This window comes from Sulfoacidibacillus thermotolerans, from assembly GCF_003144315.1.
GTDB lineage: Bacteria > Bacillota > Bacilli > Alicyclobacillales > SLC66 > Sulfoacidibacillus > Sulfoacidibacillus thermotolerans.
Map to the genome: position 1 here is coordinate 69,248 of NZ_MPDK01000003.1, position 23,500 is coordinate 92,747.

Below are 23,500 nucleotides of genomic sequence, written 5' to 3' on the forward strand. Positions count from 1 at the left end.
GATGGTTGTTGGAGAACTCACGGAAGAAGTAGATGTACTGATTATTGGCGGTGGACCCGGGGGATATGTGGCGGCAATTCGCGCGGCACAATTAGGGAAACAAGTAACGCTTGTTGATAAAGCGGAAGTTGGGGGTGTATGTCTAAATCGGGGCTGTATTCCATCGAAAGCCCTGATTTCTGCCGCAGAACATTATGAGGCAGCCAGTCATTCGCTGTTTCCCGGAATTGCGACGACAGCTACACTTGATTTTGCGCAGGTACAGACATGGAAGCAGAGCGTCGTAAATAAAATGACAGGCGGCGTAAAAACTCTACTTAAGGGAAATAAAGTGAACGTCGTGCAGGGTGAAGTATTTTTTGTGAAACCTGACGAGGTTCGCGTGATGACGGAAGTAGAGGGTCATAATTACCACTTTGAAGACTGTATCATTGCAACGGGTTCGCGCCCGATTGAACTAAAAACAATTCCTTTTAGTGCACGTGTACTCTCCTCAACAGAAGCCCTCTCTTTGCAAGAAGTCCCTGACAGTCTGATTGTGATTGGTGGAGGCTACATAGGGATCGAATTAGGACAAACGTATGCGAAGTTTGGGACAAAAGTGACAATTATCGAAGGTACAGATTCTATTTTGCCAACTTTTGAAGCGCAATTATCGCGGCTTGTCTTGCGTAATCTAAAGAAATACAATGTCGACATTTATACGAACGCATTGGCACAATCGGTAAAAGAGACTGCGGATGATGTGACCTTGACCTTTACAGTTTCGGGAGAAGAAAAAACTGTGAAGGCTCAATATGTATTGGTGACAGTCGGGCGCAGACCAAATACGGATGAATTAGGTCTTGAAACAATCGGAATTCAGATGGCGGACAAAGGGTTGATCGCAGTAGATGAGAGATGCAAGACAAATCTCGATCACATTTATGCGATTGGCGATATTGTGCCTGGGCCAGCGCTCGCGCACAAAGCCTCATATGAAGGAAAAGTAGCGGCTGAAGTGATTGCGGGAAGAAATAGTGTGGTTGATTATCGCTGCGTTCCTGCCGTCGTGTTTTCTGATCCTGAAATTGCGGTCGTGGGACTAGCGGAAGAAGAAGCGAAACAAACCTATGGTGAGGTAGTTGTAGGTCGTTTCCCATATGCGGCCAATGGGCGTGCTACGGCGTTGAATGCGGATGCTGGATATGTGAAATTAATTGCAGATAAAAAGTCAGGCCTGCTTGTTGGGGCGCAAGTGATCGGACGTGAGGCTTCCAATTTGATTGCGGAATTGGGATTAGCTATTGAGCTTAGCGCGACGCTGGAGGATGTCGCGTTAACGATTCACGCTCATCCGACACTTGGCGAAATGGTGATGGAAGCTTCTGAGGTGGCATTAGGCTTACCGATTCATGTGCTAGGAAAGTAGGGAGTAGGGAGAGTCGGGGAGGTACACCATGGCGTTGCAACAAAGGACAGGGACTAGTTTAATTTTGCGTTTAGAACTCGATCAGTCTGTCGGTGCTTTTGGTCAGTTGACGCGCGCAATTGGTGAAGCAGGTGGCGATATTGTGGCGGTAGACGTCATCCACGTCACAAAAAATACGGCGATTCGCGATGTAACCGTGCAGGCGTTTGACCGTGTGCACGGTGAACGCATCGTTCAGGCATTGAAGGAGTTGCCGGGAGTACGCGTAGTCAATGTTTCTGATCGTACATTTCTCTTGCATTTAGGTGGGAAAATTTCGATTCAACCCAAATCTCCTGTAAAAAACCGCGATGATTTGTCGCGCGTATATACGCCAGATGTAGCGCGCGTTTGCACCGCAATACAAGAGGATCCTGCAAAGGCTTTTCAACTGACAATCAAACGAAATACGGTTGCGATTGTAACTGATGGCACAGCTGTATTAGGGCTTGGCGATATTGGCCCAGCTGGTGCTATTCCAGTAATGGAAGGCAAGGCGATGTTATTCAAACAGTTTGCAGACGTAGATGCGTTTCCGATCTGTTTAGATACCAAAGACACGGACGAGATTGTTCGTATTGTCAAGGCGATTGCTCCAACATTTGGGGGAATCAATTTAGAGGACATTTCTTCACCGCGCTGTTTTGAAATCGAAGATCGATTGCGCGCCGAATTAGATATCCCTGTATTTCATGATGATCAGCACGGCACGGCAGTCGTATTATTGGCTGGGTTGCTAAACGCCACTAAATTAATCGGTAAAAAATTAGAGCAACTGCAGGTGGTGGTTACAGGGATTGGTGCGGCTGGTGTGGCATGCACAAAAATCCTACTTGCTGCGGGTGTGAAAAATGTCATTGGCGTTGATCGACAAGGTGTCTTAACACGATCAGTGAATTATGATAATCCAATTTGGCAATGGTATGCACAAAATACAAATCCCTACGAAGTGCGTGGTGGGTTGCAAGAAGCGATTGCTGGGGCGGATGTATTTATTGGCTTGTCTGGTCCAGGTGTACTCACTGTTGATCATCTTAAAAAAATGGCTAGAGATCCAATTGTTTTTGCGATGGCAAATCCGGTTCCAGAAATTGATCCGGAGGAAGCGGAACCTTATGTGCGCGTTTTGGCGACAGGAAGATCGGATTATCCCAACCAAATTAATAATGTATTATGTTTCCCTGGAATTTTTCGCGGGGCGCTAGATTGCCGAGCGAAAACGATCAATGAAGAGATGAAACTTGCAGCCGCTCGAGCGATCGCTTCAATTGTCACTGACGACGAACTCAATGAACAATATATTGTTCCCAGTGTCTTTAATAAAAAAATTAGTCGTGCCGTCAGTCAAGCGGTGATTGATGCAGCGATTGCGACAGGTGTTGCAAGGCGTGAACGACCAGATTATACACAATCGAACTAACGGTTGTTTGGCCACTCGTTGTATGTTGAACAGATGGCAATAGAGACTTATCCTGTGCGCGTATACGCTCCTTGCCTTCTCCGTATACTGTGTGTATGTCGTTTGCATGGTATCGAGAGGGTGGTAAAATGACGTACCGATTGCGAATGATGGACCCTAAAGAGATGCGGGATTTATTGCAATGGTTACAGCGTCTTGCGATTCCCAAGGCACGCAAGGGAATTCTATATTTCTTAGAAGTTACAGATCCAGAACAACCCGCATTCATTGACTTTACCATGTGTGGCTGTGACCCAGGGGTAAATGCTGCTGATTTCCTTTCGGGGATATTAACACGTTACATTTTAGGGCATTGGATCTATCACTTCATTAAAGAGGAGTTAAGGCGCGCGCATGGCTATTTAAATTCTGAAGAAATCCAGTATTTGCAGGAGCGAATATACACAGAAGCGTTGCAAGTACGAACACAGCGTTCCTCCTCATGGGCATCTTTTACACTTGAAAGTGGTTGGTTAGCGGATTTTGAACAACAATTGAAGCGGATGATCACAGATGTTTTGTCCTCTTCAGCTGATGAACTGCATCTTGACGGTTTATTGCGCTTTCGTTTTGCCAATCATTTGGCCGAACTGCGAGAGTTCATGCATTTCGCGGTTGATGATTATCTGTTAAGTCGAGAGTATGAAGATTATGTGGATTTGTTGCGTTATTTTCTTGAAACGACGCCGATTTCCCCAATCGTTGTGCATGTTGTCACAGTGGGTGAGGCGGCACGTGCGTTTACCGATGATTATGCTCCATTTGATGTTTCGGATGTTCGAGAAGTAGCAACTCGTACCGCGGCAGAAGAGTTACATCCGCAAGATGTATTAATGAGCGCACTGATCATGCGGTCTCCGCGTAAAGTGGTGTTACATACGGACGATGTTGAGTTTGGATTTGCAAAGACATTAGTGCGTGTATTTGGCGAGCGACTTACGGTTTGCGATTCTTGCCCAGAATGTGACGTTTTTGTAGCTGCGATTGACAAAGGATCTCCGTCTGTCTATACTTCGATTTAATATCTAATGGCAGTGAATGAGACATGGATGTTTGTAGGCTCGTCAAGAGAGAGTGCGCAGAGGGTGCTGAGAGCGTGCTTACGGAAGCGACAGACATTTACCACTCAGGAGCCGCTGACGAAGGAAATGATTGATTCCTTAAGTCAAGCCGTTGCGCGCGTTAAGCGCTTTGAGACGCTGGCGAGAGTCTAGCGTGAACTTGGGTGGAACCACGGAGGCGATAGCGCTTTCGTCCCTGCGAATCAGGCAGGGACGGGGGCGCTTTTATTTTATTCGTTTAGGATAACAAAATAAAGAATTGACGCGACGAAATGGAGTGAATGGATATGGAACAAGTAGAGATTCAGTTGAAAGATGGCACAAAGCGACTTTTTCCTAAAGGAACAACACTTGCGCAAATTGCGCAAGCGATTAGTGCGGGCCTAGCGCGGCAAGCGGTGGCGGGGAAACTAAATGGACAAATTGTCGAATTAGCCCGCCCAGTTGAAAAGGATGCAGAGATAGAACTGCTTACTCTAGAAGATCCAGAGGGACTTTTTGTGTATCGGCACACTGCGGCACATGTAATGGCGCAAGCCGTGAGTCGGTTATACCCTGAGACAAAATTCGCCATTGGACCTGTCATTGAAAATGGATTTTATTATGACTTTGCAGATCATACGTTTACTCCTGAGGAGTTTCCAGCTATTGAGGCAGAGATGAGAAATATTATAAAGGCAGATTATCCAGTAGTTCGCCAAGTGCTTTCGCGTGAAGAGGCGCTTGCTTTCTTTCAAGCGCGCAACGATCGTTTTAAGGTTGAAATAATCAATGATTTGCCAGCAGATGAAACGATCACAGTCTATACACAAGGAGAGTTTACCGATCTTTGCCGCGGTCCACATTTGCCGTCTACTGGCCGAATCAAAGCATTTAAATTGCTTAGTTTAGCTGGAGCTTATTGGCGCGGAGATGCGAAACGTGAACAGTTGACGCGTATCTATGCGACTGCCTTTGCGAAGGCGTCAGAATTAGAAGCACATTTGAAGTTGCTTGAGGAAATGAAAGAGCGTGATCATCGCAAGATTGGCAAAGAATTAAAATTGTTTACGTTAGCAAAAGAAGTGGGCGCCGGATTGCCTATTTGGTTACCCAACGGAGCAAAAGTACGGCGTGTGATCGAACGCTACATCGTCGATCTCGAGGAGAATCTTGGCTATGAGCACGTCTATACGCCAGTTTTAGGCAGTGTCGAGTTATACCAGATTAGCGGCCATTGGGAGCATTATCACGAAGACATGTTTCCACCGATGCACATGGATAATGAGGACCTTGTTTTACGGCCAATGAATTGCCCTCATCATATGATGGTGTACAAGGCAGAACCGCGCAGCTATCGCGACTTGCCGCTTCGCATCGCGGAACTTGGCATGATGCACCGCTACGAGATGTCAGGGGCGCTCGCGGGGTTGCAACGGGTGCGCGCGATGACATTAAACGATGCGCATATCTTTTGTACGACAGAGCAAATTCAAAGTGAGTTTTCAAATGTTGTAAAACTCATTCAAAGAGTGTATCAGGATTTTGCGATTAAGGAATTTTCGTATCGACTGTCACTTCGTGACCCAGCCAATACTGAAAAATACGTGGCAAATGACGAAATGTGGGATACAGCAGAAAAAATGTTGCGCCAAGCGCTCGACGAATTGGGGTTAGCCTATACTGAGGCAAAAGGCGAGGCGGCATTTTATGGGCCAAAACTTGATGTGCAAGTGAAGACTGCGCTTGGCAAGGAGGAGACTTTGTCAACTATTCAATTGGATTTCCATCTTCCCGAACGTTTTTCCCTTGAGTATATTGGTGAAGATGGCAAGGCGCATCGCCCTGTGGTTATCCATCGGGGCATTGTAAGTACGATGGAACGTATGGTGGCATTTTTGATCGAAAATTACAAAGGTGCTTTCCCGATATGGCTCGCACCTATACAAGTGCGCGTGTTGTCTGTGACAGATTATCAGCAAGCATATGCAAAGGAGATCGTCGATCGCTTGCGCGAACGTGGGGTGCGCGCGGAAGCGGATGTGCGGCAAGAGAAAATTGGTTATAAAATTCGCGCGGCACAACTTGACAAAATCCCCTATATGCTAGTTGTTGGTGCGAAAGAAATGGAAACGCGGCAAGTGGCCGTACGGGAACGTGAACGCGGTGACATTGGACAAAAGTCACTTGCTGCTTTTATCGATCAATTGCTTGTAGAAATTGCGGGTCGTAGCAATGAGTTGGAGAGTTAAGCAGAGAGTTGCAGGGCGCGCGGGAAAATACAGAGGCGTACTATTGCACTTTTCTTTCGCACTTTGGATCCTTTTCGCATATTTGTATAGCGCACAAGGAACAGCGTTTGCGGCACAAGATTTGGGTACTTATGCAATCCGTATTATGGTATCCGACAAAGGGGCTGCATATGTCAAAGCGTCACCAGGGGAGAGCGTAACGCTCTCTCCCCTCACGTTGTCGAATCGGGGGGCACAAAAACAGCTTCTGCACGTTGATATTGCAGGAGGATTGTTATACGCGTATCCAACACAACTTGTCTTGCCGCCAGGACATTCAGTGCATATTGGGCTGTTTTTAAACATTCCTGGCGATGAGCGGCCTGGCGTCTATTCACGCGCTGTGGTGATCGCTGCGGTTGTACCTGATCGTAAGCTTGTGCAGGTGGCGCGCGTCCCTTTTACCGTGCAGGTTCAAGCGCAAACTGGTACTGTAGGAATTCTACAATGGATACAGCAGCATTCTTTGTTTATGGTCGCTCTTGTAGTTTTGCTCCTGTTATTTTCCTATGGCTATGACAGGTGGCGTCGTAATCGGTAGAAGGTAGGCATGCATCTGTGGTTTTCTAGACCCGTTTAGGTGTTGCTAAAAACGTAAAGGTCCTCTATAATAAATGTATTCTTTGCAGGTAAGTAGAAGCGTTCGCTTCTCACCCCGGGATCTACAGCTTGTAGTATCTATGGGTTCAGTGCACATGGACGGAATTGTAGAAAGAGACCATGTTGGCGTGAATGTGTGAGTGCGAGCGCGGTGAAAGACCGCGCTTTTTATTTTGTATTTCTTTAGTGAATTTAGGAGGTGTTGTTCAATTAGCAAGGATGATGTGCAAATTAATGATGCCATCCGTGCGCGTGAAGTGCGCTTGATTGATGAAGCAGGGGAACAATTAGGGATTGTCAATCTCCGTGAGGCGCTGCGCATTGCGGGGGAAAAGAATCTCGATCTTGTCAATGTCGCTCCGACGGCAAAACCTCCCGTTTGCCGCATTATGGACTATGGAAAGTTCAAATACGAGCAAAGCAAGAAAGAGAAAGAAGCTCGCAAGCATCAAAAAGTCGTGATGATTAAAGAAATTCGCATGACCCCGAACATTGAGGATCATGATTTTGAAACAAAGGTAAAGGCAGCGGCAAAGTTTCTACAAGAAGGCGACAAAGTGAAGGCAGCTGTTCGCTTTCGCGGAAGAGAGATTACGCATCCAGGTATCGGTCAGGCTGTTTTAGAAAAGATGGCGAAAGAACTTGAACCTTTTGGCGTGATGGAGCGCTCTCCGCGACTTGAAGGGCGCAGCATGATTATGATTATTAATCCGCGTCAAAGTGCGGAAAAGTCATCATAAAAGTAAAGCGCAAGTGCTGATCAAACCCTTTTGGGTACGAATTTGGAGGATATTGTAATGCCGAAGATGAAAACGCATCGTGGAGCGGCCAAACGTTTTAAAAAGACCGGCTCTGGAAAATTAAAACGCAGTCACGCATATACAAGTCACTTATTTGTATCAAAATCACCAAAGCGCAAGCGCCAATTGCGGCGTTCTGGCATGGTGGCAGCGGGAGACGCCAAGCGAATCCGTCAGTTAGTCGCCTATTTGTAATAAATTCGAAACAAGTGGAGTGGGGGCATCTTTAGTCCCGCGATTTAAGGAGGATTTGTCATGCCAAGAGTAAAGGGCGGCATTGTGACGCGCCGTCGACATAAAAAAATATTAAAATTAGCACGTGGATATTTTGGTTCGAAGCATCGTTTATTCCGTACAGCAAATCAGCAAGTAATGAAGTCCCTGATGTATGCATATCGGGATCGTCGCGTTCGTAAGCGCGATTTTCGCCGCCTGTGGATTCAACGTATCAATGCGGCTGCGCGGTTGAATGGACTTTCCTACAGCCGACTGATGTTTGGTCTTAAACAAGCTGGGGTTGAAGTGAATCGCAAGATGCTTGCGGATTTAGCGGTTCATGATGCACATGCTTTTACAGAGCTCGCGACGTTAGCGAAGTCTAAATTAGAAGCATAGACTGTGTATGGACAAGGAGGTCACATCTTCCTAACGGGAGTGTGGCCTTTTGTTTGTATGGGGGGATTGTATGCGCAAAAAGACAGTGGTGACTCGACTATTGCCGACTGAAGTCATCGAAAAGTTGCAAGCCGTTTCTGAAGTTACGATGTGGCCTACTGCAGAAAATGCGGCCTCGCGCGAGTTTTTGCTGCGGGAGATTAAGGATGCCGATGCACTCTTGTCGATGTTGACAGATTCGATTGATGCAGAACTAATCGCGCAGGGCAAAAAATTGCGCATTATTGCGAATATGGCTGTGGGTTACGATAACATTGATTTACAAGCAGCGAAATCACAAGGTATCTATGTCACGAATACGCCGGATGTCTTAAATGAGACGACGGCAGATCTAGCCTTTGCACTCTTGCTTACTACAGCAAGGAGGATTCCGGAAGCGATCGATTTTTTGCGCTCTGGAGAATGGCGTTTATGGTCTCCCTTTTTGCTTGCAGGGCAAGATGTGTATGGTGCAACGCTCGGAATTGTGGGAATGGGGAGAATCGGTGAAGCTGTTGCTAAACGTGCCCGTGGCTTTGCAATGCATGTGTTGTATCACAACAGACAGCGAAAGCCTGAGGTTGAAGAGCGTTTAGGAGTAACTTATGCAACTTTTGATGATTTGCTGCGCCAAGCAGATTTTGTGATGGTACTGACTCCGCTCACAGAAAGCACTTATCATATGATCGGGGAGCGAGAACTGCATCTTATGAAAAAAACAGCCATTTTGATCAATGTCAGTCGTGGGTCTGTCGTGGATGAACACGCGTTGTATCAAGCATTACGTATGGGTGAGATTCATGCGGCTGGACTTGACGTTTTTGAACAAGAACCGATTCCTCCTGATCATCCGTTGTTGCAGTTGCAAAATGTCGTGGCACTGCCTCATATCGGCAGTGCGAGTAGAGATACACGTATGCATATGGCGATGCTTGCAGCAGATAACATATGTGCAGTGCTTGCGGGAGGAGATCCGATTACTTCCATTGTGTAGTCGCGATAAAACAGCTAAAATAGTCAGAAAATGCATAGAGATCGAAATTTCCGGGAGAGAGTGGGAGAAGAAATGCGCAGTGATATGGTGAAAAAGGGGATCGATAAAGCCCCACATCGCAGTTTGCTAAGAGCTACAGGAGTAAAGAACGAGGATTTTGACAAACCGTTTATCGGAATTGTAAATTCTTTTATTGAGATTATTCCAGGTCATATGCATTTGCAAGAGTTCGGAAAGCTTGTGAAAGAGGCGGTTCGAGCAGCTGGGATGATTCCATTTGAGTTCAATACGATCGGTGTAGATGATGGGATTGCAATGGGCCATATTGGCATGCGCTATTCTCTGCCTAGTCGTGAATTGATCGCGGATTCGCTTGAAACGGTCGTGCAAGCGCATTGGTTCGATGGCCTTATCTGCATCCCGAATTGTGATAAGATTACACCAGGGATGATGATGGGAGCATTGCGCGTCAATATTCCTACGGTCTTTGTTTCAGGGGGGCCGATGAAGGCAGGGAAGACGACAAGTGGGAAGACAGTGGATCTTGTGTCGGTATTTGAAGGAGTAGGCGCGTATCAGGCGGGCAAGATGACAGCTTCAGAGTTACAAGACATTGAGGAACACGGGTGTCCTACATGTGGATCATGTTCTGGCATGTTTACAGCAAACTCAATGAACTGTCTTGCCGAGGCACTCGGTTTGGCACTTCCAGGAAACGGTTCAATCCTTGCGATTGACAAGCGCCGTGAGGAATTGGTCAAAGAAGCGGCAGAGCGGTTGAAATATTTGATCGAAAAGCAAATTAAACCACGTGATATCGTCACACAAGATGCACTTGATAACGCGTTTATTTTAGATATGGCTATGGGGGGATCGACAAACACCGTTTTACACACGCTTGCGATTGCGCATGAAGCTGAAGTTGAGTACCCATTAGAGCGCATTGATGAAATTTCACGGCGTGTACCACAGATTTGTAAGGTAAGTCCTGCTTCGGAGTGGCATATGGAGGATGTGGATCGAGCAGGTGGAATTTCAGCTATTTTACGCGAGTTATCGCGTAAAGAAGGTTTATTGCACTTAGATTGTATGACAGTGACAGGGAAGACACTCGGAGAAAATATTGCTGAGGCGAACATTCAAGATGCGCGTGTAATTCGCACGATTGAAAACGCTTATTCAGTGCAAGGTGGACTGCGCGTATTAAAGGGGAATTTGGCGCCTGACGGAGCAGTGATCAAGAGTGGTGCGACATCTGTCACGCATTTTGAAGGTCCATGCGTAATTTTTAACTCACAAGATGAAGCTTCAGAAGGAATCAAAAATGGGAGGGTGAAAAAGGGAGACGTTGTCGTGATCCGTTACGAGGGGCCTAAAGGTGGTCCTGGGATGCCTGAGATGTTGGCACCGACCTCAGCGATCGCGGGGATGGGACTTGGTGCTGATGTGGCGCTTATTACGGATGGGCGGTTTTCAGGTGCGACGAGGGGCATTAGTATCGGTCATATCTCGCCTGAGGCGGCTGCAGGGGGGCCGATTGCAGCATTGCAAGAAGGTGACATCGTCGTTATCGACACGGAGCAGCGGACTTTAGAAGTGCGTATCTCTGATGCAGAGTTACAGGCGCGACTCTCCGCTTGGCAGCCACCTGAGCCACTTGTCAAACGCGGCTGGCTCGCCCGTTATACACGTCTTGTGACGTCCGCAAACACGGGTGCGGTCCTTAACGATTGAAAGGGGAAACGGATTGGACTATTTAACATCGGCGCAAAATCCACGGGTAAAAGCGTGGGCGGCGTTAAAAGAGCGAAAGTATAGAGAGCAATCGGGTACCTATTTGGTTGAAGGCGTACGCAGTATAACAACTTATCTACAGCACGGGGCTGAGATTTTAAGTTTTTTGTATGACCCGGGAGCAAGTGTTTCTGCTTGTGAGGAGCTTGCAAGGCAGTGTGAACAACAAGGGGTGCCTGTCTTTGCATTGACTTCGCAATTAATGGCGCAGATAGCAGACACAGTTCATCCACAAGGCGCGATGGCTGTCGTACAAATGGATAAGTCGGAAATTCGCGCAATGTTTCAGTTAACGCGTGCTGCGGGAGATTGTCGGGATGTGCTTTTACTCGTTGACGGTGTGCGTGATCCAGGCAATCTCGGAACGATGATTCGCTCGGCAGCAGCTGTAGGAGTGCGCGGTGTGATTGCGCTTGAAGGGACAGTAGACTTTTACAATCCGAAAGTTGTGCGCGCGACGATGGGGGCACTTGCTACCGTAGCGGTTGCAGAAGCAACCGCAGAACAAGTTATCCGTTATGCCAAGGAATATGAGGTGCGTCTCATTGGAGCTGATGCACACGCACAAACGTCGTTTTTTGAAGTCGATTTGCAAGATCGTATAGGCCTTGTAATTGGCGGAGAAGCACAAGGGATCTCTGAGAAGTTGTATTCATCTCTAGCCGCACGGGTTGCACTCCCCATGCCTGGTGCGACTGAATCGCTAAACGCTGGCGTAGCATCGAGTGTACTTTTATATGAGGCGTTACGCCAGCGCCTCGGCTAGTGTTTACCATTTAGGGAGGCTTTACAGAATTCTCATCCCGCTGTATCATAGTGGAAACTGATGACCGAGAGAGTACCTATTGACTTTTGCATACAGGGACGTGGCCCGTGACTGAGAGCGCCATGTGCAAACCTTTAGGGAAGTTCACTCGTGAGGTGATCGATTGAACGAATTTTTTCTGTAGGTTGATCCGCGCCCGCGCGTTATTGCGGACTTTGAGGGAAGTTTGTGCGCGTGTAGTCGCGGCAGTGACTTCTAAAAAAGGGTGGTACCACGAAGTTTTCGTCCCTTGACGAAAGCTTTTTTTGTTTGAAATGTAAAAATCTATCGAATGCTGTGAAGTGACAAGGTGTTTCTATGATATGGGGTGACAGTGTGAAAGAACGGTTACTTAAATTGCAAATGCAAGCTTTGGCAGCGCTTGAAGAAGTGCAGGGGCTTGAAGAATTAGAGGCGTGGCGCGTTGGCTATCTAGGGAAAAAGGGTGAACTTTCTAGCGTATTGCGCGCGATGGGAACACTTGATGCAACAGAACGCCCGCTAGTGGGACAGATTGCAAATGACGTTCGCATAAATCTGGAACAGGCGCACAAGAAACAAAAAGAAGCGCTGCAAATGGTGGCTTTGCAAAAGCGTGAAGCGCAAGAGAAGATCGATATTACGTTGCCTGGGCGGATGCAGTGGCTTGGTGCAGCGCACCCATTGCATAAAGTGATTCGACGCATCGAAGATATTTTTCTGGGTTTTGGCTTTACTATTGCAGAAGGGCCAGAGGTGGAGCTCGATTACTATAATTTCGAAGCTTTAAATCTACCGAAAGATCACCCGGCTCGCGATATGCAAGATACTTTTTATATTACGGAAGAGATTCTCATGCGCACACACACTTCTCCTGTTCAGGCGCGCACACTGCAGGCTCGCTATCCGGAGCTACCGATTCGCATCATTGTGCCTGGACGGGTGTATCGAAGAGACGATGATGATGCTACGCACTCCCATGCATTTATGCAGATTGAGGGCCTTGTGGTAGATCGTGGAGTGCGCATGAGTGATTTGAAAGGGATGTTGTTAGAATTTGCGCGCGAAATGTTTGGTCAGAATCAAGAAATTCGCTTGCGCCCAAGTTTTTTCCCATTTACTGAGCCGAGTGCAGAGCTTGATATTCTTTGTATCTATTGCGGAGGAAGCGGTTGTAGAACATGTAAGCATACGGGTTTTATCGAAATCCTCGGTTGCGGCATGGTGCATCCCAATGTTCTTGAAATGCAGGGATATGATGCTCGTGAATTGAGCGGATTTGCATTTGGTATGGGGGTGGAACGAATCGCCATGCTGATGTATCGGGTGGAGGATATTCGTCAGTTCTATCAAAACGATGTCCGATTGCTTGAGCAATTTTCAACATTAGCTAGGTAAGTAAGGAGGCTCATTGTGAAAATAACGTGGAACTGGTTGTTGGAATATGTAGATGTCAGTGATTTGACACCGCAAGAAGTTGCACAAAAAATGACGAACGCAGGAATTCCCGTCGAACACATGCAGCGTCTAGTTGAAGGTGTGGATCAGGTGGTAGTCGGTGAAGTCGTTGCTGTAACTGCACATCCAAGTGCTGATCGCTTACGCGTTTGTACAGTAGATGTAGGTGGAAATGAGCACTTGACAATCGTATGCGGTGCGCAAAATGTGCAGGCAGGTCAGCGGGTTCCGGTTGCACTTGTCGGAGCGACACTCCCTGGCATGAAGATCGGCAAATCGACATTACGTGGTGTCATCTCAGAAGGAATGATCTGTTCTGTGGCGGAATTAGGCCTAGATCCGCACGTATTTCCAAAAGAGCAGACGACGGGCATTTTTGTACTGCCAAAAGATGCTCCAATTGGCCAGGATATCAATCGCTATCTCGGATTAGACGATCTAGTCATGGAGTTAGAATTGACACCCAATCGCTCAGATTGCTTGTCTTTGCGCGGTGTAGCCTATGAAGTGGCGGCGCTCTTTGAACGCACTGTACACATGCCAATGCCCATTTTGCAAACCCCTACAATCGCTCCAAAACCGCTCGCTGTGCAAGTAGTGACTGAGAAATGCACAGGGTATGCGGGGCAAGTTGTGGATGATTTGGAACTAGGACCCTCTCCCATGTGGATGCAAATGCGATTGGTTGCAGTTGGCATGCGACCGATTAATAATCTTGTCGATATCACTAACTACGTGATGTTTGAATGGGGTCAACCGCTTCATGCTTTTGATTATCAAGCAATTCACGAACAACAAATTGTCGTTCGACAAGCGCAAGCGGGAGAACAACTTATTACTTTAGATGGGCAATTGCGCACGCTGTCTGCAGAGATGACGGTGATTGCAGATCCGATGCGAGCACTTGGACTTGCAGGAGTTATGGGTGGGGAAAACAGTGAAGTGACAGCTAATACAACGTCGGTAGTCCTTGAATCTGCTTTATTTGATCCCTTGCAGACAAGAAGAACGGGGCGAGTATTGCAACTGCGATCGGAAGCAGGATTGCGCTTTGAAAAAGGACTGGATGCGAGTGTCGTCACAGCAGCACTCGCGCGCGCGGCTGACTTGATGGTGCAGTATGCAGGCGGTAGAATCGCTTCTGCGCCAGTGGTCACAGGGGCAGCGCTACAAAAACCGACGGGCACAAAAGTAGCGGTTCGCCCTGCACGTGTTTGGCAATTGCTTGGTTTTCACATACCACTTGACGAGATGCTAAACGTCTGCGCGCGTTTGCAGTTTCCTGCTAAAATAGAAGAAGATCGACTTGTGATTGATGTACCGCTAAGGAGACCAGATATTAAAATTGAAGAAGATATGATCGAAGAGTTTGCCCGCCTTATCGGGTATGACCGCATACCGGCAACGATGATCGAAGGTCCCCTCACTGCAGGTAAATTGACGAAGGATCAACATTTGCGTCGAGTTCTTTCAGATCATTTGATTTCTGTTGGACTACAAGAAGTAGTAACTTATACTTTTATTTCACGGGAGGATTTGAACCGCATTCGCGTGTCGTCGGAAGATGGATGGAGTCAGAGTATCGAACTTTTACACCCTTTATCAGATGAACACCACATTTTGCGGACGACGCTGCTGCCCTCCCTACTTGAAGTGGCAAAAATGAATGTGAATCGCAGGCAGTTAGATTTGCGGTTGTTTGAGCTTGGTCGCGTATATTTGCCAAAACAGTTGCCTTTGACTGAGCAACCTGAAGAACGATTGCTCTTGGCTGGACTTCTCATGGGGCGGCGTAATCCGGAGCATCCTTTTAGGAGTGTGCGCACATTTGATTTTTATGATGCAAAGGGCCTTGTGGAAAGTGTCCTTGGGCGTATTGGGGCCGTTTCAAAGGTGACCTTTGAACGTTCGACAGCCCCGTTTTTCCATCCTGGGCAAAGTGCAGATATGTATCTTGAAGGAATGCTTTGTGGTCGAGTAGGCCGTCTGCACTTCAATGTAGAGAGCGCTTATGACCTTGCGGACGCCTTTTATTTTGAAGTAGATGTCCAGATCTTAGCTCACGTGGCGCAGGATGAACTATATGTTGCTGAATTGCCCCGATTTCCTGGCGTGCTTCGCGATTTAGCGCTTGTGGTCGATCGCGATTTGCCTGTAGCGAATCTGCTTCAGACCGTTCGAGAGGTTGCTGGTGAGGACCTTGTCACCATTTCTGTTTTTGATGTTTATACGGGGAAAGGCATCGATGCAGGACATAAAAGTGTTGCGTTGCGACTATTTTTCCGCTCGCTCTCGCGCACATTGACAGATGAGGAAATGGAGACCACAATAAATCGTGTCTTGGCACATGTAAATTCTGTGCATGGCGCTGTTTTGCGTGAATAAAGAGTACATGAATAAGAACGATGCAGTGTTTGGTGAGCATGCGGAGGTGGAAGACGTGAGTGACGAACAGAATCGCGTCAAGGTCACGATTTTTGGACAATCGTATACATTGCGGGGATCTGGTTCGTCTGAACGCCTGACGCGTCTGGCTGCACTTGTAGACGCGAAGATGAATGCTTTATCTGAACAAAATTCTCGCATGGATTTTCAAACTTTGGCTGTTTTGACCGCTTTAAATTTAGCGGAGGAATATGAAACACTTGCAACTGAATACGAAGCGCTACTAACTACACTTGAGCAAGAGATTAAGAAGTAGACGGCGTAAGGTGGCGAAAAAGGCGTGAATATCACCGATTGGGTGATGATTGCAATTGTTGTATTCAGTTCATGGGAAGGGTATCGAACAGGGTTTGTTGCACAAGTCGTGCGATTGCTTGGGACCGTGATCGCGTATATCTCTGCTTGGAAGTTACATGCATTTTTAACGCCGACGATCGCGCATTGGCTATTAGCTACAGTATTAAAACATATGCGCTATACCCCATCGGGTCCTTTTGTCGTCTTTTTTGGACCACAACCTTCTCAAGGAGATGTAGCCACCGCAATTGCAAGCGCGATTTCGTTTGGCATTGTTTTTTACCTCTCCCTGCTTGTAATACGCTATGTGGGCTATATGTTAAATACTGTAATGAGTCTGCCTGTTCTTTCTTTCGTAAATCGTCTGGCTGGCTTGGCCGCAGGATTTGCCATTGCCATCGCGCTGATTGCAGTCTTGCTTAGTATTCTTTCTTATGTGCCTGCTTCGCCATTAAAAGAGCAACTTGCACATTCGAAACTTGTCCCCATGTTTAAAGTGCCTGTTCGTCAATTGGATAAAATCGAAAGTACACTATAGCAAAATACAAAGGGCGAGAATCTACATTTTGTTCCTCTCGCCCTTTTGTATGAGAATCGATCTGACATGTAAAATGAAAGTTAGTCGACCTTGCTGCGCATTGTGGTCGGTACAAAGAGGTCAACAATTCCAATGATTAACGAAGCGAGTAGAGCGCCAAGAACAGTTACATGCATGCCTGGCACAATCGCTTGTGCTAAGAAGATGACGACTGCCCCGGAGATAAATCCAGCGAGTCCGCGCGCGTAAGGGGAGATGGAGCGGCCAAACATCCGCTCGATTACCCATCCGAGTGCCGCAATGACGACGGCTGCGAAAAGGGCTGTCCAGAATCCTGCAATATAAAATCCTGGAACGATCAAGTCAATGAACAGCAGCACGAGTGCAGATACGACAAAGCGTACAATAGTTCCTAACATGTACTTTCACCTCCACGTTTCACTGCGTGTAGTGTTTCCCGTTTATCGGGGAAACATGAGATAGAGTCAACGTTCATTTTGGGATGTGATACAAACTGTGAATCGACGTGCACTCCAAATTTTAGAATATGAAAAAATACAGATTGAAGTGGCGCAGTATTGTTTAACTGTGTATGGCAGGGAACGGGTTTTAGAAATGGTGCCGTTAGATAGTCCTGAAGCAGTTGCAAAAGCTTTAAGAATGACTGCGGAAGCTGCTACTTTCTACCGTATAAAAGGGGAAGCGCCTTTTGCAGTGACGATCGATCTTCGATCGGCCATCAAGCGCGCAAAGCTTGGCAGTGTACTTTCTGCAAGTGAGTTGCTTGCAGTCGGCCTCACAGCCCGCGGCGCGCGCAAAATGCGCAGGCAAATTGATGAAATTGCACAAGAACATGAATTGGATTCTTTTGTGCAATTTTCTGAGGAACTGATGATTGAGAAAAGCTTAGAGGATGAAATTTTTTTCTGCATTGATGAAGAAGGTCTTGTAGCGGATCGAGCGAGCAATGACTTACGCGATATTCGTCAGAATATGCGGACGGTGCAGATGCGCATTAAACGTACGTTGGATGAACTGATTCGTTCTCCATCGATACAAAAGCACCTTCAAGAGCAGATCGTCACTTTGCGTGGGGACAGATACTGTCTAGCGGTGCGTGCAGATAGCCAACATGCGGTGCGCGGCGTTGTTCATGATGTATCGGCCTCTGGTTCTACGCTTTTTATTGAGCCGGAGCGTGTCGCGCAGCTAAGTAATGAGCTTAAACGATTAGAAACAGCTCAAGAGCGAGAAATTGAGCGAATTCTAGCGCGTTTGAGCGCGCTTGTCTCAGAATCCTCCAGTTCACTCTTTCGGGTGATCGAAGCGATCGGGCAACTTGACTTTGCATTAGCTAAGGCTCGTTATGCACAAGTGCACAAAGCGATCGAACCGCGCCTTACGACTGAACCACGGCTATTCATTCGCAAAGGTCGTCATCCTTTGCTTGACAAAGAGCGTGCGATTGCGTTAGATGTACGGATTGGTGATGATTTTACAACACTTGTCATCACTGGACCGAATACAGGGGGAAAGACAGTCACACTTAAAACCATCGGACTCTTTGTTGTTATGGCACTTTCAGGGTTGTTTTTACCAGCTGCGGAAGGAACAGAGATTGGATGGTTTTCTGAAGTGTTTGCCGATATCGGCGATGAACAAAGTATTGAACAGAATCTATCCACTTTTTCTAGCCACATGACAAATATCATTCAGATATTAGAACGTGCAGATCGTCATTCCCTTTTATTATTTGATGAACTGGGTGCGGGAACAGACCCTACAGAAGGGGCAGCACTCGCCATGGCGATCCTAGATGATCTGCATAATCGCTCCATTCGTGTGGTTGCTACGACACATTATGCTGAATTAAAGGCTTATGCGTATACGACAGAAGCGACAATGAATGCGAGTATGGAATTTGATGTAGATACGCTTTCTCCAACTTATCGGTTATTGTTGGGGATTCCTGGGCGTTCTAACGCCTTTGCAATTGCTCGTCGTCTAGGGCTCTCTGAGTCTATTCTTACAGTGGCAAATGAAAAATTGTCGACACAGGATGTGCGCGTCGAAGATTTGATCGGGAAATTACAACAGAGTGTAAAAATTGCGCAAGAAGAAGAAGAAAAGTGGAAAGTTGCCCATGCGCAAGCGGAGCGTTTGCGCCAGGAGCTTCTTGATTTGCGCCAAACAGAGGAAGAACTTTCGCAAGTTCGGCGCAAGAAAGCGGAAGCAGAGTTACGTATGCAGATGATTCGCGCACAGCGAGAAGCAGAGCAGATACTTGCTGACTTGCGGGAACTTCGCGCAAAGGGTGCAAAGCAGGTAAAAGACCATGAGCTTACTGCGCAAAAAAAGCGGTTAGAAGAACTCATTCCAAATGAAGCGTTACGAGCATTGCCTGCTAGCAAACGACAAAAGGCTGTAACCGTGGGCGATGAAGTTCGCGTTCTCACGCTCGCGGGGCAAAAAGCGACCGTGATTGCAGAGATTCCCGGCAAAGACGAATTAATGGTAGCAGTTGGCGCCATGAAGATGAAAGTGCGACGCGAGGACGTCGAATTGATGCGGAAAGCAAAGACAATCGATCCGCCAGTTGTGACAATTTCGCGCGCAGCGACCGATGTATTGCCTTCCCTTGATTTGCGTGGAACGACTGTCGAAGAGGCGATTCGGGAGATTGATCAATATTTAGATCGAGCGTTATTAGCTGGATACCAGAAAGTTTCTTTGATTCACGGAAAGGGTACAGGTGCTCTACGCAAAGGAGTGCAATCATATCTACGCAATCATCCACACATTCAAAGTATGCGACTTGGGAGTCAAGGAGAAGGGGACGGCGGCGTCACCGTTATTGAGCTTGGTTGAAGTTCAGAGAGTGGGAAACCGCCGCGCGGATCAATTTCGGTAGGGATCGCCTCTTCTAAATCCAGTGGTGCGTACTTTCCCTTTTTTGCGTCAACCGGAATGTGTGGACGGTTAAATAAGATCTCCGTTTTAATCTCTGTGATGGGTGTAAATTCTGTTGCTAACACGCGGATACCATGTACTCGCGTGGTGAAGATCAGTTGGTGACTGTGGCAAATTGCCGTTGGTTCTGTGCCGCTAATGAAATAATCTACTTCCGCGTCATGAGCAGCTTTGCAAAGTGGGCTCGCCAATAACCCTGACTTCGTACAAATGACATAGGGATGAATATTGGCGGGCAGTGTAAAGTGCTCCTTGCGCTGCTCGATAGAAGGACCTAACACTTCTACAAATAACTTTTGTGGACGTAAGGTTTCTCTGTAGCGTCGCGAATTGATCAGTGCGCGTGGGAGATCATAGCCAACCCACGCACTCATCGTATAGGTGGGTGTATAGCCAACAAACCAAGCATCTTTGTTCTGATCTGTCGTTCCTGTTTTACCTGCGACCTCTGCATTGTGTAGTGTGTTTGCGATCAGGTGTGCTGTTCCGAAGGGGTTTTGTACCACTTGTTTTAGCATGGTGGTCAACAAAGCTGCTGTCTCGCGTCGAAATACGCGGTGAACGCGGGGTTCCCGGCGATAAATTTCTTTGCCCAATGAGTCCTCCATACGGTCAATTAACGTCGGCTCCGCATAGATTCCTCCATTTGCGATTGCTGCATAAGCCGCAGCTAGTTCTTCAGGATTAACACCGCCTTGTGTTCCGCCGATGGCAAGTCCAAGGTTGTTCGCATCAGCTCGCTCAATGCCAGTGAGTCCAAGTTCCCAAGCATAATGAGCTCCCATTTGCGGTCCCATTTGATTAAGAAGTTCAATAGCCGGCAAATTGTAACTGCGCATAAGGGCATCGCGCGCGGTCATGAGCCCGTGAAAGCGCCGATCCCAATTCATGGGAAACCAAGTGTGAGTTGGACTGTTTGCATCCGCATACTCATGCGCCACATCATCTAAAATACTGCCTGGCGTAATCAATCCATGCTCTAACGCGGGGCCGTACACGACAAGTGGTTTCAATGCTGAGCCTGCTTGTCGTCTTGTGAGTGTGTGGTCAACTTGACTCTGCGCAAAATTGCGACCTCCTGCGATGGCAAGGATACGGCCCGTGTGATTTTCTACAATCACCATCCCCACTTGTTCGTCTATCGGCAGAGAATCGGCAATGTGCTGATTTCGTGTCAGTGCAGGAGGGAAGTTTTTTTTGTTTTCTGCCACTTGCTCTATGTGTCGCTCAAGATTTGCGTCGATCGAAGTATAAATGCGGTAACCGCGTGATTCTAGCATGATTTGTGCTTCACTTAACGAGATGCCCTCACTTTGTGCGATTAGACGCGGTGCAAGGTGACTGACTTGCGCGATGACATAGGGGCTGTTGCTTTCATAAGGTGCATATAAGATATGATCGTGACGCAGTTCTTGTAATACCGGTTCAGCGAGAGCCTTCTGATAAGCGTGATCATTTAAATAACCAAGCTCATGCATTTTGCTAAGAATCCAGCGTTGCCTACAAAGCACGTGATGCGGGTACTTTTCCAGTGAAAAATAAGATGGATTATTCGGAATGGAGGCAATGGTGGCCGCTTGTGCAGGAGTCAAGAATTTTGCGTGCCGACCAAAAATGTGGATCGCTGCACTTTCTACCCCATAGAGCGGGACTCCATGTACGCGACCAAAATAGAGTGCGTTTAGATATTCCAGAAGAATTTGTTGTTTGCTTTGACGGTGCTCAAGTTCCAAGGATAAGATCATCTCTTGTACTTTCCGTCTGAACGTACGTTCCTGACTTGGAAACATGGCGAGTTTGACTGTTTGTTGGGTAATCGTCGATGCGCCACTGCGAATCGACCGGTGGTTGAGGTCATCCCAGGCGGAACGAAGAATGGCAACTGGGTCAATTCCAAAATGATGATAAAAATCTTTGTCTTCAGCAGAAAGAAACGCTTGTACAAGTGAGTTTCCCGCCTCCTTTAAGGCGATCAGGGGACGTCGGTCACCTTCACTTGCAAAACGGCCTAGCAGACTGCCATCACTCGCGTATACAAGTGAGGCGGCGGAAAGATCAACAAAGTCAGATAAACGAAGTGCTGGAATGTCTTTCAAAAGATAAGTGCTCATGCCGATTGTAAAGCCGATGATGACAGCAATACCGCCAAGTGCAATGGCCAGACGGATTTGCAAGACCTTACGCGCGCGTTTTTGCCGCGCATCGGGATGGTGTCGTTGCAGGGTTGAATTGGAACGAGGCCCTTTGTTCGCCATGGCAATCACCTCATGAGCAGTAGTATGTTCCAACCTTTTTTTCAGCATTCTAAAGGATCGAATGGATTGACAATGCGTATGACGATCGGATAGAATGAATCAAATTTCCGAATACAAAGAGGCTGTGAGAGCTGAGGCGAACAGTGGTTTCGCGCGAGTTACAAGGAGTGTCTTCAGAGAGTTGGCGGGTGGTGTGAGCCAATGGCGACTTGTGATCAAATTACCCAGTTTGAGCCGCATGACTATGCCGGTTAAATCTCCGTTATCGATGTAAAGTGGGCGCTTTGCGCCAACAAGGGTGGTACCGCGAGTGAACTCGTCCCTTTTTAGGGACGAGTTTTTATTTTCTTCGAAAGGTTGGTTGAATTTTGGTGAAAGTAGATGCAGATCACATTGAACAAGAAATCAAACGGCAAGTCGAGGTGATCCAAAGAGGTGCGGTTGAAATCATTCCGAAGGATGAATTGATATCCAAAGTACGCAAAAGTGTTGAGACGGGGCAACCACTGCGTGTGAAACTGGGTCTCGATCCTTCAGCCCCCGATATTCATGTGGGGCATGTTGTGGTTCTAGAGAAACTCCGTCAATTGCAAGATCTGGGACATATTGTGCAATTAGTCATTGGTGATTTTACGGGACGCATTGGAGACCCGACGGGCAAATCAGAAACGCGTAAACAATTGACGGAAGAACAGGTCAAAACAAATGCGAAATCGTATGAGCAGCAAGTATTTAAAGTGCTTGACCGGGAGCGTACGGAAATTCACTTTAATTCGACTTGGCTTGCTCCTTTGCATTTTTCAGACGTTGTGCGGCTCGCTTCAACACTTACTGTAGCGCGAATGCTTGAACGGGATGACTTTAAAAAACGATTTACACAAGGGATTCCAATCAGTATTCATGAATTTTTCTATCCTCTGATGCAAGGATACGATTCAGTTGCTCTACGGACGGATATTGAACTTGGAGGAACGGATCAGACATTTAATTTGCTCATGGGAAGGACTTTGCAGAAGGAGTATGGACTTGAACCACAAATCGCTTTGACGATGCCGATTATTGAAGGTCTCGATGGCGTACAAAAAATGTCAAAAAGTCTCGGGAATTATATCGGTGTAAACGAATCTGCAAAAGAGATTTATGGGAAAACGATGTCTTTGCCTGACGCTTTAATGGTCAAATATTTTGATTTGCTAAGCGGGTTGCCTACAGAAGAAATTCTACAGATCGAACAGGCTTTACGAACAGGTGAACTGCATCCGCGTGATGCAAAAATGCGCCTCGCTTACTTATTGACGGCTCGCTTTCAAGGAGCACAAGCGGCAGATGAAGCGCAGTCCGAGTTTGTGCGGGTATTTCAAAAACACACGCTACCAGATGAGATTCCTACATTTTCTATCACAAATGTAGATGTTTCACTTGTCGCCTTGTTAGTGTCGGCAAAACTTGCCCCGAGCAACTCGGAGGCGCGGCGCTTGATCCAAGGGGGGGGCGTGCGCATTGATGGAGTTCAAGTGCTTGATCCGCAGTTTATTGTGACGCCGCACGCCGATATGGTCGTGCAAGTTGGAAAGCGCAAATTTATTCGGCTCATATTCTCATAAGTTGGACGAATCCCTAGCCGCGTACGCATAAGCTTTTAGAGAAGCGTGTCCCATGCTTCTCACAGCG

At 47.2% G+C, this 23,500-nt stretch carries 19 protein-coding genes and 1 other annotated feature; of the genes, 17 read left to right on the forward strand and 2 right to left on the reverse strand.

All coding sequences use genetic code 11. The annotated features are described in order from the left end of the window. Position 1 precedes the first annotated feature (1 nt). From lpdA to BM613_RS03040, 15 genes are all read left to right on the forward strand, one after another. A complete protein-coding gene (lpdA, locus tag BM613_RS02970) occupies positions 2–1,411 on the forward strand; it encodes a dihydrolipoyl dehydrogenase (protein ID WP_109429687.1) in 1,410 nt (469 codons plus the stop codon). A 28-nt stretch (positions 1,412–1,439) separates the two neighbouring features. Continuing rightward, positions 1,440–2,870 carry an NAD-dependent malic enzyme gene (locus BM613_RS02975; protein ID WP_109429688.1) on the forward strand — a complete coding sequence of 477 codons (1,431 nt, stop codon included), beginning with the start codon at positions 1,440–1,442 and terminating at the stop codon, positions 2,868–2,870. 128 nt (positions 2,871–2,998) lie between these two features. Continuing rightward, entirely contained in the window at positions 2,999–3,931 is a 933-nt protein-coding gene (ytxC, locus tag BM613_RS02980) for a sporulation protein YtxC (protein WP_181362854.1), read from the forward strand. A gap of 326 nt (positions 3,932–4,257) precedes the next feature. After that, a complete protein-coding gene (gene thrS / locus BM613_RS02985; RefSeq protein WP_109429690.1) occupies positions 4,258–6,201 on the forward strand; it encodes a threonine--tRNA ligase in 1,944 nt (647 codons plus the stop codon). Between the two features lie 82 nt (positions 6,202–6,283). Beyond that, the gene (locus BM613_RS02990) at positions 6,284–6,781 is read left to right on the forward strand and encodes a COG1470 family protein (protein ID WP_219930618.1); all 498 of its coding nucleotides are present in this window, start codon (positions 6,284–6,286) and stop codon (positions 6,779–6,781) included. A gap of 283 nt (positions 6,782–7,064) precedes the next feature. After that, positions 7,065–7,580, forward strand: coding sequence for a translation initiation factor IF-3 (gene infC, locus BM613_RS02995; RefSeq protein ID WP_109429692.1), 516 nt, complete (start codon positions 7,065–7,067; stop codon positions 7,578–7,580). 57 nt (positions 7,581–7,637) lie between these two features. Beyond that, a complete protein-coding gene (rpmI, locus tag BM613_RS03000) occupies positions 7,638–7,835 on the forward strand; it encodes a 50S ribosomal protein L35 (protein WP_109429693.1) in 198 nt (65 codons plus the stop codon). Positions 7,836–7,895: 60 nt separating this feature from the next. Further along, positions 7,896–8,255: a 50S ribosomal protein L20 gene (gene rplT / locus BM613_RS03005; RefSeq protein WP_109429694.1), complete on the forward strand. Its 360-nt coding sequence runs from the start codon at positions 7,896–7,898 to the stop codon at positions 8,253–8,255. 70 nt (positions 8,256–8,325) lie between these two features. Beyond that, a complete protein-coding gene (locus tag BM613_RS03010) occupies positions 8,326–9,288 on the forward strand; it encodes a 2-hydroxyacid dehydrogenase (RefSeq protein WP_109429695.1) in 963 nt (320 codons plus the stop codon). A gap of 72 nt (positions 9,289–9,360) precedes the next feature. After that, on the forward strand, positions 9,361–11,022 hold the full coding sequence (ilvD, locus tag BM613_RS03015) for a dihydroxy-acid dehydratase (protein WP_109429774.1): 1,662 nt from the start codon (positions 9,361–9,363) through the stop codon (positions 11,020–11,022). 13 nt (positions 11,023–11,035) lie between these two features. Then, the gene (locus tag BM613_RS03020) at positions 11,036–11,848 is read left to right on the forward strand and encodes a TrmH family RNA methyltransferase (RefSeq protein WP_181362855.1); all 813 of its coding nucleotides are present in this window, start codon (positions 11,036–11,038) and stop codon (positions 11,846–11,848) included. Between the two features lie 51 nt (positions 11,849–11,899). After that, positions 11,900–12,141: a binding site (T-box leader), on the forward strand. Positions 12,142–12,223: 82 nt separating this feature from the next. Beyond that, positions 12,224–13,264, forward strand: coding sequence for a phenylalanine--tRNA ligase subunit alpha (gene pheS, locus BM613_RS03025; protein ID WP_109429697.1), 1,041 nt, complete (start codon positions 12,224–12,226; stop codon positions 13,262–13,264). A 15-nt stretch (positions 13,265–13,279) separates the two neighbouring features. After that, positions 13,280–15,709, forward strand: coding sequence for a phenylalanine--tRNA ligase subunit beta (gene pheT, locus BM613_RS03030; RefSeq protein ID WP_181362856.1), 2,430 nt, complete (start codon positions 13,280–13,282; stop codon positions 15,707–15,709). Between the two features lie 7 nt (positions 15,710–15,716). Then, the gene (locus tag BM613_RS03035; protein ID WP_109429775.1) at positions 15,717–16,025 is read left to right on the forward strand and encodes a cell division protein ZapA; all 309 of its coding nucleotides are present in this window, start codon (positions 15,717–15,719) and stop codon (positions 16,023–16,025) included. A 24-nt stretch (positions 16,026–16,049) separates the two neighbouring features. After that, complete coding sequence (locus tag BM613_RS03040; RefSeq protein ID WP_109429699.1) at positions 16,050–16,604, forward strand: CvpA family protein; 555 nt, start codon at positions 16,050–16,052, stop codon at positions 16,602–16,604. Positions 16,605–16,684: 80 nt separating this feature from the next. On the opposite strand, the gene BM613_RS03045 is transcribed toward BM613_RS03040, so the two are convergent. After that, positions 16,685–17,023, reverse strand: coding sequence for a phage holin family protein (locus tag BM613_RS03045; RefSeq protein WP_109429700.1), 339 nt, complete (start codon positions 17,021–17,023; stop codon positions 16,685–16,687). Positions 17,024–17,120: 97 nt separating this feature from the next. On the opposite strand from BM613_RS03045, the gene BM613_RS03050 reads away from it, so the two are divergent. Continuing rightward, a complete protein-coding gene (locus tag BM613_RS03050; protein WP_181362857.1) occupies positions 17,121–19,472 on the forward strand; it encodes an endonuclease MutS2 in 2,352 nt (783 codons plus the stop codon). On the opposite strand, the gene BM613_RS03055 is transcribed toward BM613_RS03050, so the two are convergent. Next, a complete protein-coding gene (locus BM613_RS03055) occupies positions 19,427–21,829 on the reverse strand; it encodes a transglycosylase domain-containing protein (RefSeq protein ID WP_181362858.1) in 2,403 nt (800 codons plus the stop codon). The genes BM613_RS03050 and BM613_RS03055 overlap by 46 nt on opposite strands. Before the next feature lie 368 nt (positions 21,830–22,197). Between BM613_RS03055 and tyrS the strand changes: the two genes are divergently transcribed. Beyond that, positions 22,198–23,433 (forward strand): tyrosine--tRNA ligase, encoded by a 1,236-nt coding sequence (gene tyrS / locus BM613_RS03060; RefSeq protein ID WP_425450680.1) that lies wholly within the window; start codon positions 22,198–22,200, stop codon positions 23,431–23,433. The last annotated feature ends 67 nt before the right edge of the window (positions 23,434–23,500 follow it).

Bases quoted from the DNA above. Each gene is read 5' to 3' on its own strand.
- thrS (WP_109429690.1), top strand. From the start codon at position 4,258: ATGGAACAAGTAGAGATTCAGTTGAAAGATGGCACAAAGCGACTTTTT.
- ytxC (WP_181362854.1), top strand. From the start codon at position 2,999: ATGACGTACCGATTGCGAATGATGGACCCTAAAGAGATGCGGGATTTA.
- BM613_RS03055 (WP_181362858.1), bottom strand. From the start codon at position 21,829: ATGGCGAACAAAGGGCCTCGTTCCAATTCAACCCTGCAACGACACCAT.
- ilvD (WP_109429774.1), top strand. From the start codon at position 9,361: ATGCGCAGTGATATGGTGAAAAAGGGGATCGATAAAGCCCCACATCGC.
- BM613_RS02975 (WP_109429688.1), top strand. From the start codon at position 1,440: ATGGCGTTGCAACAAAGGACAGGGACTAGTTTAATTTTGCGTTTAGAA.
- BM613_RS03045 (WP_109429700.1), bottom strand. From the start codon at position 17,023: ATGTTAGGAACTATTGTACGCTTTGTCGTATCTGCACTCGTGCTGCTG.
- BM613_RS03010 (WP_109429695.1), top strand. From the start codon at position 8,326: ATGCGCAAAAAGACAGTGGTGACTCGACTATTGCCGACTGAAGTCATC.
- rplT (WP_109429694.1), top strand. From the start codon at position 7,896: ATGCCAAGAGTAAAGGGCGGCATTGTGACGCGCCGTCGACATAAAAAA.
- BM613_RS03035 (WP_109429775.1), top strand. From the start codon at position 15,717: ATGAATAAGAACGATGCAGTGTTTGGTGAGCATGCGGAGGTGGAAGAC.
- rpmI (WP_109429693.1), top strand. From the start codon at position 7,638: ATGCCGAAGATGAAAACGCATCGTGGAGCGGCCAAACGTTTTAAAAAG.
- lpdA (WP_109429687.1), top strand. From the start codon at position 2: ATGGTTGTTGGAGAACTCACGGAAGAAGTAGATGTACTGATTATTGGC.